General features: G+C 58.5%; 18 protein-coding genes and 1 pseudogene. 15 read left to right on the top strand and 4 right to left on the bottom strand.

The genetic code is table 11. The features are described from left to right. Positions 1–149: 149 nt before the first annotated feature. A complete protein-coding gene (galU, locus tag ACIQVE_RS27970; protein ID WP_402814877.1) occupies positions 150–989 on the bottom strand; it encodes a UTP--glucose-1-phosphate uridylyltransferase GalU in 840 nt (279 codons plus the stop codon). Positions 990–1,248: 259 nt separating this feature from the next. Between galU and ACIQVE_RS27975 the strand changes: the two genes are divergently transcribed. Continuing rightward, a complete protein-coding gene (locus tag ACIQVE_RS27975) occupies positions 1,249–1,434 on the top strand; it encodes a hypothetical protein (RefSeq protein WP_402814880.1) in 186 nt (61 codons plus the stop codon). A 145-nt stretch (positions 1,435–1,579) separates the two neighbouring features. Continuing rightward, entirely contained in the window at positions 1,580–1,861 is a 282-nt protein-coding gene (locus ACIQVE_RS27980; protein ID WP_402814883.1) for a hypothetical protein, read from the top strand. A 3-nt stretch (positions 1,862–1,864) separates the two neighbouring features. Here ACIQVE_RS27980 and ACIQVE_RS27985 read toward each other — a convergent pair whose 3' ends face one another. Both ACIQVE_RS27985 and ACIQVE_RS27990 read right to left on the bottom strand, forming a co-directional pair. Further along, on the bottom strand, positions 1,865–2,095 hold the full coding sequence (locus ACIQVE_RS27985; RefSeq protein WP_402814886.1) for a hypothetical protein: 231 nt from the start codon (positions 2,093–2,095) through the stop codon (positions 1,865–1,867). Between the two features lie 71 nt (positions 2,096–2,166). After that, on the bottom strand, positions 2,167–2,523 hold the full coding sequence (locus ACIQVE_RS27990; protein ID WP_402814889.1) for a hypothetical protein: 357 nt from the start codon (positions 2,521–2,523) through the stop codon (positions 2,167–2,169). Between the two features lie 210 nt (positions 2,524–2,733). Between ACIQVE_RS27990 and ACIQVE_RS27995 the strand changes: the two genes are divergently transcribed. The 4 genes from ACIQVE_RS27995 to ada all read left to right on the top strand — a co-directional run bounded on the left by ACIQVE_RS27995 (position 2,734) and on the right by ada (position 5,114). Further along, complete coding sequence (locus ACIQVE_RS27995; RefSeq protein WP_402814892.1) at positions 2,734–3,036, top strand: DUF1883 domain-containing protein; 303 nt, start codon at positions 2,734–2,736, stop codon at positions 3,034–3,036. A 28-nt stretch (positions 3,037–3,064) separates the two neighbouring features. Next, the gene (locus tag ACIQVE_RS28000; RefSeq protein ID WP_277761977.1) at positions 3,065–3,241 is read left to right on the top strand and encodes a hypothetical protein; all 177 of its coding nucleotides are present in this window, start codon (positions 3,065–3,067) and stop codon (positions 3,239–3,241) included. Positions 3,242–3,282: 41 nt separating this feature from the next. Next, positions 3,283–3,948 (top strand): DNA oxidative demethylase AlkB, encoded by a 666-nt coding sequence (gene alkB, locus ACIQVE_RS28005; protein ID WP_402814896.1) that lies wholly within the window; start codon positions 3,283–3,285, stop codon positions 3,946–3,948. A gap of 98 nt (positions 3,949–4,046) precedes the next feature. Next, positions 4,047–5,114, top strand: a complete 1,068-nt coding sequence (gene ada, locus ACIQVE_RS28010) for a bifunctional DNA-binding transcriptional regulator/O6-methylguanine-DNA methyltransferase Ada (RefSeq protein WP_402814899.1) — start codon at positions 4,047–4,049, stop codon at positions 5,112–5,114. A gap of 34 nt (positions 5,115–5,148) precedes the next feature. Here the strand turns inward: ada and ACIQVE_RS28015 are convergent. Then, positions 5,149–5,256, bottom strand: a pseudogene (locus ACIQVE_RS28015) (oxidoreductase); the annotation flags it as partial. Between the two features lie 142 nt (positions 5,257–5,398). On the opposite strand from ACIQVE_RS28015, the gene ACIQVE_RS28020 reads away from it, so the two are divergent. From ACIQVE_RS28020 to ACIQVE_RS28060, 9 genes are all read left to right on the top strand, one after another. Further along, entirely contained in the window at positions 5,399–7,849 is a 2,451-nt protein-coding gene (locus ACIQVE_RS28020) for an autotransporter (protein WP_402814902.1), read from the top strand. A 103-nt stretch (positions 7,850–7,952) separates the two neighbouring features. Continuing rightward, entirely contained in the window at positions 7,953–9,017 is a 1,065-nt protein-coding gene (locus ACIQVE_RS28025) for an NAD(P)H-dependent flavin oxidoreductase (RefSeq protein WP_402814905.1), read from the top strand. Positions 9,018–9,186: 169 nt separating this feature from the next. Then, positions 9,187–9,954 carry a molybdate ABC transporter substrate-binding protein gene (modA, locus tag ACIQVE_RS28030; RefSeq protein WP_402814908.1) on the top strand — a complete coding sequence of 256 codons (768 nt, stop codon included), beginning with the start codon at positions 9,187–9,189 and terminating at the stop codon, positions 9,952–9,954. Beyond that, complete coding sequence (gene modB / locus ACIQVE_RS28035) at positions 9,955–10,635, top strand: molybdate ABC transporter permease subunit (RefSeq protein ID WP_402814911.1); 681 nt, start codon at positions 9,955–9,957, stop codon at positions 10,633–10,635. It abuts the gene before it with no gap. Positions 10,636–10,638: 3 nt separating this feature from the next. After that, on the top strand, positions 10,639–11,718 hold the full coding sequence (gene modC / locus ACIQVE_RS28040; protein WP_402814914.1) for a molybdenum ABC transporter ATP-binding protein: 1,080 nt from the start codon (positions 10,639–10,641) through the stop codon (positions 11,716–11,718). A 72-nt stretch (positions 11,719–11,790) separates the two neighbouring features. Beyond that, the gene (locus ACIQVE_RS28045) at positions 11,791–12,828 is read left to right on the top strand and encodes a DNA topoisomerase IB (protein ID WP_402814917.1); all 1,038 of its coding nucleotides are present in this window, start codon (positions 11,791–11,793) and stop codon (positions 12,826–12,828) included. A gap of 114 nt (positions 12,829–12,942) precedes the next feature. Beyond that, a complete protein-coding gene (locus ACIQVE_RS28050; RefSeq protein WP_402814920.1) occupies positions 12,943–13,173 on the top strand; it encodes a hypothetical protein in 231 nt (76 codons plus the stop codon). Between the two features lie 121 nt (positions 13,174–13,294). Further along, complete coding sequence (locus ACIQVE_RS28055) at positions 13,295–13,525, top strand: hypothetical protein (RefSeq protein ID WP_402814923.1); 231 nt, start codon at positions 13,295–13,297, stop codon at positions 13,523–13,525. Positions 13,526–13,795: 270 nt separating this feature from the next. After that, positions 13,796–14,080 (top strand): hypothetical protein, encoded by a 285-nt coding sequence (locus ACIQVE_RS28060; protein WP_402814926.1) that lies wholly within the window; start codon positions 13,796–13,798, stop codon positions 14,078–14,080. The last annotated feature ends 96 nt before the right edge of the window (positions 14,081–14,176 follow it).

The following is a 14,176-nucleotide window of genomic DNA, read 5'->3' on the forward strand; positions in this document are numbered from 1 at the left end:
CGTGTAATCTCTCTGACTGCGTCTTCCGCCCGTATCCATTGCGCCCTCCTGATAAAAAGCCAGAAGGTGTAAACCTTATTCAGGACGCGACACTGAAAATGAAAAAGCCACCCGAAGGTGGCTTTTTCGTACAGACCAATCAAGCGCTCTTAGTAAGCCTTGCCAGTCTTGTAGAAGTTTTCGAAGCAGAAGTTGGTCGCGTCGATGTAGCCTTCAGCGCCGCCGCAGTCGAAACGCTTGCCTTTGAACTTGTAGGCCATTACGCAGCCGTTCTGGGCTTGTTTCATCAGGGCGTCGGTGATCTGTATTTCGCCGCCTTTGCCTGGCTCGGTCTGTTCAAGCAGGTCGAAAATGTCCGGAGTCAGAATGTAGCGACCGATGATCGCCAGGTTCGACGGCGCATCTTCCGGCTTTGGCTTCTCGACCATGCTGTGAACGCGATAGATATCGTCGCGAATCATCTCACCGGCAATAACGCCGTACTTCTGAGTTTCCTGCGGATCGACTTCCTGGATGGCCACGATCGAGCAGCGGAACTGCTTGTACAGCTTGACCATCTGGGTCAGTACGCCGTCGCCTTCGAGGTTGACGCACAGGTCGTCCGCCAGCACCACCGCGAACGGTTCGTCACCGATCAGCGGGCGGCCGGTCAGGATGGCGTGGCCCAAACCTTTCATTTCGGTCTGACGGGTGTAGGAGAACGAGCACTCGTCCAGCAGTTTGCGGATACCGACCAGGTATTTTTCCTTGTCGGTGCCTTTGATCTGGTTTTCCAGCTCGTAGCTGATGTCGAAATGGTCTTCCAGAGCGCGCTTGCCGCGACCGGTAACGATCGAGATTTCAGTCAGGCCAGCGTCCAGAGCTTCTTCAACGCCGTACTGGATCAGTGGCTTGTTTACCACCGGCAGCATTTCTTTAGGCATGGCTTTAGTCGCTGGCAGGAAGCGAGTGCCGTAACCGGCTGCTGGAAACAAGCATTTCTTGATCATATAAGTCCTTGAAAAGGCTGTGTGTACGAGTTTCGGCGCAGTCTAATCAGGCGGCGTGCACCTTACAATGCCCCGCACTGGCTAACCGATGCCAACATAGAGAAATATTCTCGCCGATAGTTCCATCGGCATCTGTAGACCATCGCTCAGCGTAGCTCAAAGTGGCCGGCAAGCTGGATCACCATACGCTCATCGCCCCCCCATTGTGAGCATTTGCCGGTATCATGGCGACTTTGAACCAGCGAACGAGACAGATTAGATGGCCGCCGTAAAAATCATCAACGGGTATGTGATCGACAAGAAAGACGCAAAGTGGACTCTCACCACTACCAATGGCGAACACGTTGCAGGGCCTTTCGACAGCGAGCAGATGGCGACTGATGTAGCGTCGGTATTCACTGACACCCCTGCGTCGGCAAAGCGCCGCGGCAAAGATCAGGACTGATCCGCTGCAACGCGCCGCAAGCCCTGCCGTCGAGCAGGGCTTTTTTGTGCTTGCGTACAAACAAGTGGCCAATCGCTATAACCTTTTCACACCGGCGCTGTCAGAGCGTCTAGTCCCCCCATCGCTGAAGACGACAACTATGAACATGAACAAATTTTTGCCACTGATTGCGGTACTGGTATTGAGCGGCTGTGCCACTTCCCAGCCGACCACCCTGAACAACGGCGAACAGGGCCTGACCATCGACTGCTCCGGCGAAGCCAATTCCTGGGCGACCTGCTACGAGAAGGCTGACGCCTCCTGCGCCGGCACCGGCTACCGCATCGTCGGCACTGACGGCACACCGGCGCCTAAGGAAAGCGATAAGACATTGGGTGTCGATGTTGGTAACTACAAAAACCGCAGCGTGGTAGTGGTCTGCAAATAGACCCTACATGTGAATTTCCGCGAACTTGATCCCGAGTCCGCGTACAACTTCGATCAGATCGTCGAGCCGATTGAAAGATTCGACTTCGTCGTTATCGTCCACCAGGAAATAACTGCGCCCGGCGCTTTTCTTGAAAAATACGATCCACTCCCCGGAAGTTGCCGGGTTCTGGATGACATGGGTGGCAGAGATCAGGCCCTCTGCATGGCGGTCCCGCACTTGCTCTCGCTTCATCGCGACTCCAGAAATGAAAATGCCGTCACAGCATGACTGTAACGGCATTGATGCTGATGACCAATAGTCTATCAGCCGGAAATGCAGGCATTGGCAGCGTTACGCACATCGCGCGGACGCACCGGCACATTGGACATGCGCTCATGAAGCTTGATGCTGCTACCGCCGGAGCGGTCTTCGATGTCAAACACCGCAGCGGGCCCGGAGGAGAGTTTGCCCGGGACAATCACGCGAACCCCTTCCTTGTGCGGTTCCACCTGCAGCGCGCCGCGGCTGTTCGCCAGTTTTTCGGTCAGGCACTGCGCATACTCATGGGGCTTCTTGCCGGAGATGACGCTCACGGTCGGCAGCGTTTCATCGATTTCGGCAACGCTCGCACAACCACCCACAGCCAGAATCAACGGCAGACACACCACACCCCACTTCATACAAAACCTCCGTTAAAGACCGTCCGACAGCACAAATGCTGTTTTTCTCCGGGGCCTTCTGCATTTAACCTGCATCCAATCGCGAATATCTGTTCAAAATTGTCAAACCAACGCCCGACGGCCAGATAATAACCCGTGCAGGCTGATAAACTGCGCCCAATTACAAGCTATCGTTTTGATTTTGTAGAAAAAGCCCTTCTGGAGGCGCCCATGAAATTTATTCACCAGCGCGAACACCTCAACGAAGACGACATCGTCGTCATCCAATGTTCGCAAAAATGCAACATCCGTTTGATGAGCGACGCCAACTTCCGCAGCTTCAAAAATGGCGGTCGTCACTCTTATCACGGCGGCGCTTTCGACACCTTCCCGGCTCGTATCACCGCGCCGAGCACCGGTTTCTGGAACATCACCATCGACACTGTCAGCAGCCGGGCAATCAGCGTTACACGCAAACCCACGCTGACGCACTCGATCAAGATCATCCGCCGCTCCAGCACCAAACTCAGCTGAGCCGCCCCGCCCATACAGACAGGTATCCATGACCGTGGCCCAAACGACCAAATACGTCATCAAGTACAAACTCAACGGCGAGCGCCGTTTTGAGTTCGCACAACTGGAAAACGGCACCGAGGAAGAAGCCAAGGCTGCTCTCGACGCAATCCACGGCCAGACTGACGATGTGATCAGCGATATCGCCGTCAGCAAAGCCCTGTAACGCAGCGGCAGAATGACCGCCGCAAGGTTCTGGTGATCGCCATGCACCCGCACACTTTCGATCTGTTCGCTGACCACGAACCCGCACAGCAGCCATGCGCCGAACAGATCGGCGAGCAATCGTGGGTGCTGCGCGGATTCGCCCAGCCTTTGATCGATCAATTGTTGCCGACGCTGGATGCCGTCCTGGTCGCCGCCCCGCTCCGCCACATGGTCACGCCGGGTGGTTTCAGCATGTCGGTGGGTACCAGCAGTTGTGGGCGACTGGGCTGGATTACTGACCGCAGCGGCTATCGTTACTCAAGTGTCGACCCACTCAGTGGACACCCCTGGCCTGAGCTGCCGCCGGTGTTTGCCGATCTGGCAGAGGCAGCGGCGCTGGAGGCCGGGTTTTCTGATTTCAAGGCAGATTCCTGCTTGATCAACCGCTATATCCCCGGCGCCAAAATGTCATTGCATCAGGACAAAGACGAAAATGCCTACGCAGCACCGATCGTTTCGCTGTCGCTGGGGTTGCCGGCGATGTTCCTGTTCGGTGGATTTGCGCGCAGTGACAAGAGCCAGCGGATCCCTCTGCTGCATGGCGACATGGTGGTTTGGGGCGGTGTCGATCGCTTGCGTTTCCACGGTGTTTTACCGATCAAGCAAGGGCGGCATCCACAGCTTGGCGAACAGCGGATCAATCTGACTTTTCGTGTTGCCGGATAGCGAAAGAAACAGCCGCAAAAGTTTGACCGCAAGGCCCGGAGTGTTGTGCCCACCAACGCTGGTTAACCTGAATCAAACAGGTCAACGGATTACCCATCATGAAAACGCTTTCGAGCACGCCCAACATTGAAGCCGATCCACGCTGGGCCGCGGTTGTCGCACGGGATGCACGAGCGGATGGGATGTTCGTGTATGCGGTGAAAACCACAGGCATCTACTGTCGCCCCAGCAGTCTTGCGCGCCTGCCGAAACCGCAGAATGTTGAGTTTTTCGATACCGCGCTTGAAGCTGAAGCCGCCGGCTACCGCCCAAGCAAAAGGGCCAGCAAGGACCAGAGCGATGTGCTCGCGCAACATGCCGCGAAGGTGGCGGTAGCGTGCCGGCAAATCGAGTCCGCCGACACTTTGCCGGCGCTCAATGAACTCGCCGAAACGGCCGGTCTGAGTCCTTTTCATTTTCATCGTGTGTTTAAAGCCGCTACAGGATTGACGCCCAAGGGTTACGCCAGCGCCCAGCGTTCGCGCCGCGTGCGTGAACGCCTTGCAGATGGCGGCTCGGTGACCGATGCGCTGTATGACGCAGGTTTCAATTCCAACAGCCGTTTCTATGCAGCCGCCGATCAATTGTTGGGAATGAAACCCGGCGACTACCGCGCCGCCGGGCAGAACAACGACATTCGTTTTGCCGTCGGACAATGCTCGCTCGGGGCGATTCTGGTTGCACAAAGCGAGCGCGGGGTTTGCGCGATTCTGTTGGGCGACGATCCTCACCAACTGGTGTGCGATCTGCAGGATCAGTTCCGAAAAGCCAACCTGATTGGCGCCGATGCCGGGTTCGAACAGTTGATCGCCAGAGTCGTCGGCTTTATCGAAGCCCCGGCCATTGGCCTCGATCTGCCGCTGGACGTGCGCGGCACGGCATTTCAGGAACGCGTGTGGCAGGCGCTGCGGGAAATCCCGGTCGGCAGCACCGCCAGTTACGCCGACATTGCCCAACGCATCGGCGCGCCGACGTCCATGCGCGCCGTGGCCCAGGCCTGCGGCGCCAACCGTTTAGCCGTGGCAATCCCTTGCCACCGCGTGGTGCGCAGCGATGGCAATCTTTCCGGCTATCGCTGGGGCGTCGAACGTAAACGGCAACTGCTGGAACGTGAAACACAGCCCTGAGGGTGCTCGCCGCTTCAGCGGTTGACGTCCACACGAAACTGCCGACGCCGCCATTGGCCCCGGTATCAAGCACCTCACCCGGCCCCGGCGTCACGCCATTACGTTCGAGGGCCAGAATGCACAACATTGCGGTGTAACCCGCCCACATCGCAACACGTTGCCACACTCGACTTTAAGCCAACCCATGAATCGGCCAGGTATTTCCATGGCGGCCGACTATGCTTTTTCGACGATGATGCTTTCGCTGTTATTCTTCAGAAAAAGGCCTGTCGATGGAGCTGACAATGTTTTACCCGCGATCATTTGTAGCGATGCTGATTCTGTGTCTGCTGTCCTTTGGCAATGTCTCGGCAGCGCCGGCCAACCAACCCACCGAGGCCGCTCCAAGTGAGCCTGCATGGCCGCAAGTCATCACCATTGATAAGGCCAGACTGACCGTTTACCAGCCACAATTCGACAGTTGGGACGGCTACACCCTCAATGCCCGCGCTGCCGTTGAAGCGACCGGTGCCGATGGCAAAGCCACTTACGGCATTGTCCAGTTCAGTGCCCATACGCTGGTCGACAAGGCCACACGCTGGGTCGCACTCGATCAATACAAAATAATCAAAGCCGACTTTCCCGCTGATGCCACTCAGGCTGACAAATGGCTGGCGGCGCTGGAAAAAGACGCCGGAAGCCGCAAGAAAACCATTTCACTGGATCAACTCGAGGCCGCCGTGGGCGTGCTATCCGCCGAACAAAAAGCTGACAATGCGCCGCTGGAAAACACCCCGCCCGCGATCATCAGCTCCGACGTCCCGGCACTGCTTGTCTACATCGACGGTGATGCCGCCTATCGTCCGGTTGAGGGTACGGCGCTGCAACGGGTGATCAACACCCGCCCACTGCTGCTTAAAGATGCGCAGGGCAAACATTACCTGCATGTATTCGATGGTTGGATGGTTGCGGACCAGATCAACGGCGACTACACGCGCCTGGCCGCCCCGCCCGCCGAACTGGAAAAAGCCAAGCAGGCCGCCATCGCCAGTCGTCAGGTGGATCTGCTGACCGGGCAGAGTGACCCGAAAGACAAGATCCCCAGTCTGGCCAAGCCGCCGCAGCCGAAAATCTTTGTCGCCACTACACCCACCGAGCTGCTTGTCACCGACGGTGCGCCGCAGTGGCTGCCGATTCAAGGCACAAGCCTGCTGTACGTGAGCAACACCACCGGGCACATCTTCAAGGAGATCGGCGATCAGAACAGTTACGTGTTGATCTCCGGTCGCTGGTTCCGCGCCAGCGACATGAACGGTCCGTGGACGTTTACCCAGGCGGACAAGCTGCCGGCAGACTTTGCCAACATCCCCGACGACAGCCCGAAAGAAAACGTCAAAGCCTCGGTCGCCGGCACGCCGCAAGCCAAGGAGGCAGCGATCGCTGCGACCATCCCGCAGACTTCGGCAATCAAGAAAAGCGCGGTGAAAATGACTGCGCCGCAGTTCGATGGCGAGCCACAGCTCAAAGCCATTAACAGCACACCTCTGCAATACGTGGTCAACAGTGCAACGCCGATTATCCGGGTCGACAACAACAGTTGGTATGCAGTGGAAAACGGTATCTGGTTCAACGCTACCACAGTGAAGGGCGCGTGGATCGTGGCCAGTTCTGTGCCGGCGGTGATCTACTCGATCCCGCCGAGCTCGCCCATGCATTATCTGACTTACGTCAAAGTCTACGAGGCCAGCGGCGATACCGTGGTAGTTGGCTACACCCCGGGTTATCAGGGCTCCAATCTTGATCCTGCCACCGGCGTGGTGGTTTACGGCACCGGTTATCCATACACGCCATGGGTTGGCAGTGTCTGGTATGGGCCGCCAGTGACCTACGGCTTCGGCGTCGCCATCCGTTACACACCGTGGACCGGCTGGACCTTCGGCTTCGGTTTTGGCTGGAGCTGGGGCGGCAGCACCGTCGCCATGGGTTGGGGCTGGGGCGCGTATCCGTGGTGGGGCAATTATGGTTGGGGTTACGCTTGGGGTCCGCGCTTGTATCCGGCACCGCTGGCCTGGGGTGGCGCAGCTTACGGCTATCGCGGCGGCGCCGTGGCGTGGGGGCCAGGTGGATGGGCCGGCACCACGGGCAACATCTATCATCAGTGGGGCGACCGAGCGACGGTCAGCCGTGCTGGCGCCGGTTACAACGCCTGGACCGGAAATCGCTGGGCGGGTCAGGTCGGCTCTTCCTATAACTCCCGCACTGGCGTTGCCGCGGCAGGCCAGCGCGGGGCGGTGCACAACGTCTACACCGGTAACTATGCGGCGGGACGCAGTGGTGCGGCAGTGGGACCGAACGGTGGTGCCATTGCCGGCGAGCGCGTCACCGCGGGCAATGTGCGCAACGGTACACAAGTCACCGCCAATCGCGGTGCCGTGTATAACCCCAACACCGGCAAAACTACCGAATATGGCGGTATTCGCGGACGCAACAGTGGTGCTGCACATATCGGCGACAACGTTTATGCCGGGCGCGACGGCAACGTGTACAAAAAAACCGACAACGGCTGGCAATCGATGGTTGGCGGCGGTGCGACACGGGCCAAGCCGATCAACAACAATGCACAACTGCAAAACCTGAACCGCGATTCTGCTGCACGCAACTTCGGCAACCAACGCACCAACAACTTTCACAACTCCTCGCAATTCATGAACCATTCGTTTGGCGGCGGTGGTGGTGGTGGGTTTCATCGACGATGATCGCCTGTAACTCGCGGTGTTCTGAATTTCACAGTGGCTTCGGGGCTGGTTTTGCTGGTAAATAACTGTCCCTGCTCGCTTCATCGTTCGGAGTACCGCTTCCATGAGCCAATGGCCAGACACCCGCATTCTCGAGCTGCTCGGTATTCAACTGCCGATCATCCAGGGCCCGATGGCCGGTGCCACCCCTTCATCCATGGTGATTGCCGTGTGCAACGCTGGAGGCCTGGGTTCGATGCCGGCAGCTTTGCTGACCCTCGAACAGTTGCGCGAAGAACTGAAGACGATTCGTCAACACACCGACAAGCCTTTCAACGTTAATTTTTTCTGTCACCAGCCGCCCGCCGCCGATGAACAGCGGGCGCGCGACTGGAAAAATCTGTTGGAGCCGTACTACCGCGAACTGGGTGTCGACTTCGACGCGCCGACACCAGTCTCCAACCGCGCGCCATTCGATGCGGCGGCGTGCGAGGTGTTGGAGGAGTTTCGACCGGAGGTGGTGAGTTTTCACTTCGGTCTGCCAGAGAAAACCCTGCTTGATCGAGTGAAAGCCACCGGCGCAAAAATCCTCTCTTCGGCAACCACCGTAGAGGAAGCGATCTGGCTGGAGCGCAATGGCTGTGACGCGATCATCGCCATGGGCTACGAGGCCGGCGGTCATCGCGGGATGTTTCTCAGTGATGACCTGAGCAGTCAGGTCGGCACGTTCGCACTGGTGCCGCAGATAGTCGATGCGGTGACAGTGCCGGTGATTGCCGCCGGTGCAATCGCAGATGCGCGAGGTGTCGCGGCAGCCTTCATGCTCGGCGCTTCGGCGGTTCAGGTTGGCACCGCGTATCTGTTCACACCGGAAGCGAAAGTCAGCGCCGCTCATCACAAGGCCCTGCGCACCGCCAAAGAGAGCGAGACCGCAATCACCAACATTTTCACCGGACGCCCGGCGCGGGGCATTCTCAACCGCGTGATGCGCGAACTCGGGCCAATGTCGGCCAAAGCACCGGCATTCCCCTTGGCCGGTGGTGCCCTGATGCCGCTGCGTGCAAAAGATGATGCGCAGTTCGCCAACCTCTGGGCAGGCCAAGCATTCCCGCTGGGCCAAGACCTCAGCAGTGCTGAACTGACTCGCCAACTGGCCGAGGGCGCATTGGCGAGGCTGATTCGGCGTTGATGCTGGTCGAAGGGATGCTTTTTAGGTCAAACGACCCACTGGGATAAATCCTCTCGCCACACAGCGGGGATCGCTATATATTTCGCTACATAGCGATTCCCCCTTCGCAACGGCGCAGACAACCTCGAATAAAAACGGCCCTCTGCACCGCCCACAACGGAGCTGTTACATGACCATTCGTGCCTCACGTTTTGCCCCTGCCTGCCTGGCCTCCTTAATTGCGGTGTTCGTCATCGGCGCTGCTCAGGCTGATGAAGTGCAGGTTGCTGTTGCTGCGAATTTCACTGCACCGATTCAGGCTATCGCTGCCGATTTCGAAAAGGACACCGGGCACAAACTGGTCGCAGCCTATGGCGCCACTGGCCAGTTTTACACTCAGATCAAGAACGGCGCTCCGTTCGAAGTGCTGCTCTCGGCCGACGACACCACGCCGGAAAAACTCGAAAAAGCAGGCGATACCGTCAAGGGCTCACGCTTCACTTACGCCGTTGGCACTCTGGCGTTATGGTCGGCGAAGGAAGGTTACGTCGACGCCAAAGGTGAAGTTCTGAAGCAGAACGAATACCGGCATCTGTCCATCGCCAATCCGAAAGCTGCGCCGTACGGCTTGGCAGCAACGCAAGTGCTCGAAAAGCTGAAACTGACCGAAGCAACCAAAGCCAAGATCGTCGAAGGCCAGAACATCACCCAGGCCTATCAGTTCGTCTCGACCGGCAACGCCGAACTGGGCTTCGTCGCGCTGTCGCAGATTTACAAGGAAGGCAAAGTCACCAGCGGTTCGGCGTGGATCGTGCCGGCCAGCCTGCATGACCCGATCAAACAGGACGCGGTGATCCTCAGCAAGGGCAAGGACAACGCCGCCGCCAAGGCGCTGGTTGAATACCTCAAGGGCCCGAAAGCCGCTGCGGTGATCAAGTCTTACGGCTACCAACTCTAAATGTCGCTGACGAGTGCCGATTTCGCGGCGATCTGGCTGACACTGAAACTGGCGTCCCTGACCACCGTGATCCTGTTGGTTATCGGCACGCCGATTGCCCTGTGGTTGTCGCGAACCCGCTCCTGGTTGCGCGGCCCGATCGGGGCGATTGTCGCCCTGCCCCTCGTGCTACCGCCGACCGTCATCGGTTTTTATCTGTTGCTGATGATGGGGCCACACGGTTTTCTCGGGCAGTTCACTCAATGGCTGGGGCTCGGCACCCTGACGTTCAGTTTCACCGGGCTGGTGATTGGTTCGGTGATCTACTCCATGCCGTTCGTGGTGCAACCACTGCAAAATGCGTTTTCGGCGATCGGCACTCGCCCGCTGGAGGTGGCCGCAACGTTGCGCGCCAATCCGTGGGACACCTTTTTTAGCGTGATCCTGCCGCTGGCCCGCCCCGGCTTCATCACTGCGGCGATCCTCGGTTTCGCGCATACCGTCGGTGAGTTCGGTGTCGTGCTGATGATTGGCGGCAACATCCCCGACAAGACCCGCGTGGTCTCGGTGCAAATCTACGATCACGTTGAAGCAATGGAGTACGCACAGGCCCACTGGCTGGCTGGCGCGATGCTGGTGTTTTCGTTTCTGGTATTGCTGGTGCTGTACTCCAGCCGCAAGACCCGCGCGGGCTGGAGCTGATCGATGATTGATGCACGTTTGAAAATGGCCTATCCAGGCTTCAACCTGGACGTTGATCTGCACTTGCCGGGCCGCGGCGTTAGTGCGCTGTTCGGCCATTCCGGGTCGGGCAAAACCACTTGCCTGCGCTGCATTGCCGGGCTTGAACGCGCCGAACAAGGCTTCGTCCAGATCAACGACGAGGTGTGGCAGGACAGCGACAACGGTATTTTCGTCCCGCCGCACAAGCGCGCGTTGGGTTATGTGTTTCAAGAAGCCAGCCTGTTTCCGCATCTGTCAGTGCTGGCCAACCTGCAATTCGGCCTCAAACGTATTGCCAGGTCCCAGCGCCGGGTCGACATGGCACAAGCCACCGAATTGCTCGGTATCGGTCATCTGCTTGAGCGTCATCCGCAGCATCTCTCCGGTGGCGAGCGACAGCGTGTCGGCATCGCCCGGGCGCTGCTGACCAGCCCGAAACTGCTGCTGATGGACGAGCCGCTGGCGGCACTCGACAGTCAGCGCAAAAACGAGATATTGCCGTACCTGCAACGCCTGCATGATGAGCTGGATATTCCGCTGTTGTACGTCAGCCATGCGCAGGATGAGGTCGCGCGCCTGGCCGATCATCTGGTGTTGCTCAGCGACGGCAAGGCCCTGGCCAGCGGGCCGATTGGCGAAACCCTCGCCCGTCTGGACTTGCCGATGGCCATGGGCGATGACGCCGGCGTAATCATCGAAGGCCAGGTCAGCGCCTACGACGCGGATTATCAGTTGCTGAGCCTGCAATTACCGGCCACCGAAATGAACATCCGCGTAACCCACGCGCCAATGGCGGTGGGCCAGACTTTGCGCTGCAAGGTGCATGCGCGCGACATCAGTCTGGCACTGCAAAACAACGAATCGAGCAGCATCCTCAATCGCCTGCCGGTCACCGTAATCAGTGAACTGGCGGCGGACAACGCCGCCCACGTGCTGATTCGTCTCGACGCGGGCGGCACGCCCTTGCTGGCGCGCATCACCAGATTCTCCCGCGATCAATTGGGCGTGCGTCCGGGCCTGCAACTGTGGGCACAAATTAAGGCAGTCGCGGTGCTCGCGTAAATCATTCGGCACGACGGCTTCGGCGTGCGGTCAATCGATTTACAGACCGCCGCGCCACCAAAGGAAGCCGCCATGCCCGACACCGAGCTGATCGATGCACTGCCATCCGACCTGCATTACGTGGATGACACACAGCCCGGCATCACCCGCAAAAAACTGCGCGGCACGTTCAGTTATTTCGAACCGTCGGGCCAGCGCATTACCGATGCGGACGAAATCAAACGCATCAACGCGCTCGCCGTGCCGCCGGCCTACACCGACGTGTGGATCTGCCCCGACCCGCGCGGTCATCTGCAAGCCACCGGCCGCGATGCCCGTGGCCGCAAGCAATATCGGTATCACGCGCGCTGGCGTGAAGTACGCGATGCCGACAAATATTCAAGATTGCGCGAGTTCGGCCAGGCATTGCCGAAGTTACGCAAACAACTGGAAGCGCTGCTGGCCGCACCCGGTTTCAGTCGCGACAAGGTCATGGCTACCGTGATCACCCTGCTCGACGCCACTCTGATTCGGGTCGGTAATACGCAGTACGCGCGGGACAATCGCTCCTACGGCTTGACCACCCTGCGCAGTCGGCATGTCGAGGTCAACGGCAGTGCGATTCTGTTCCAGTTTCGCGGCAAGAGCGGCATCGAACACCAGATCACCGTGAAGGATCGACGCCTGGCGCGGGTCATCAAACGTTGCCTGGAACTCCCAGGTCAGAACCTGTTTCAGTATCTGGATGAACAGGGCGAGCGGCACACTGTCAGCTCTTCCGACGTCAACGCTTACCTGAAAACCCTGACCGGCGCCGACTTCACCGCCAAGGACTACCGCACCTGGGCCGGCAGTGCCTTGGCCTTGGCCGTGTTGCGCGAGCTTAAACACGAGTCCGAAACCGAAGCTAAACGGCACGTGGTGGACATGGTCAAAGGCGTCGCCAAACAGCTGGGCAACACGCCTGCTGTGTGCCGCAAGTGCTACATCCACCCGGCTGTGGTGGAAAACTTCATGCTCGGCGCGCTCGCCGAATTGCCGCGTCCACGCGTGCGCAAGGGGCTGCGCACCGAGGAAGTGGCCCTGGCGATGTTTCTTGAGCGCATGAGTGAGATGACAGTCGCCCCTTGATCGGCGGGGCATCGTTTCAAGGCGCCTGCAACCGACGAGCTGACCTGGCTGTTTTTTGCACAATTGCTTAAGGCTTCTATAGTTGATGTGACACGAATCAACTGCGGTGACGCCATGGAAGACATTTTCGTCGTGAAGCGTTGCAACAAGATCATCATTCACGGGCGACGCGCCAGTGATAGCCAGCATGATCCCGCCGAAGCCCAAAGCTGGTTTCGCATCTGCGATACCCGCACAACGGGTTTCATCGGCGATGGCTACGACGTGGAAGATGACGCCCGACGCGAATGCACACGCCTCAACGCAGTCAGTTCAACCACACCGGCCCGCCAGTTTTCCAGCTGATGCCGATCAGCAGCGGGTCTATACTGAAACCTGCTGAAGGAGCAGCACCCCATCGGCAGAAAGCTCGCAACTCGCGGGCTTTTTGCTGCTGCTCAGCGGTTTTTTGTTACGGAGGTGTTTCATGTCCGAAAAAGAGTCCATCACCACCCTCCTCACCCTGCTCGACGCCCGGCAGGCGCGCCTCGCAGCGGCTTGCAAAGAGATCGCCGACTGGGTCGATCACCAAGGCGGGCACCCGACCGCATTGCGCATCCGCGATCGTCTGAATGATGTCGAGAAAGATACACCGCTGATTCGCAATACCCTGTCGGCACTCAAGCCCGTCGATCGGCCGCTGCCTCGATTCAGATGACAGCGGTTTTTCAGCGGTAATCAGCTGGCCTTACCAGCGGTGGCACGAGCGTCACCGCGCTTTTGCCTGTGCGCTTTTTATCGGGTTTGTGAATTGGCGTAATTCTTTTCACATAACCATCACATCTGCTGGCCTACAGTAGGGTTACTCCTTTAGAAACACCCCTCTCACCCGCCCGCATGCGGGTGTTTTTTTGCCTGCAGTTCCAATCGCCGAACGTCGCTGTATTGAAATGGTCATAACTTGTACACGTCACGAAGGAGACAGTGCATGGTCATCCACTTCAACGTCGACGGGCATCTGGCCTGTGGTCACAAAGGCGAACAACTGAGCGCGAGCAAAGAACTCAATCGCGTAAAGTGCCGCAGTTGCCGCAATACCGATGCCTTCAAACAAGCAAGAAAAGACCAGCGCAATGCGGCTCGCCGCACCGCGCGACGAGCAAAAACCTCACACGGCCCAGCAGACTGGCGCGCCGAATGGATTGAACGGCTGACGACAATGGTCGGACTTCAGCGCTTGCCCCGCGGTTTTAGCGGACAGGCATTTGTTTAAACTGTGTCTAGTCCTGAAATAGGTTTACACCTTTTTCACCCCAACGCCCGATGCACCGCGTCGGGCGTTTTGTATTTTAAGGACAGGTGCGGTCGC

It is taken from the genome of Pseudomonas sp. NPDC098747, from assembly GCF_044760045.1.
GTDB lineage: Bacteria > Pseudomonadota > Gammaproteobacteria > Pseudomonadales > Pseudomonadaceae > Aquipseudomonas.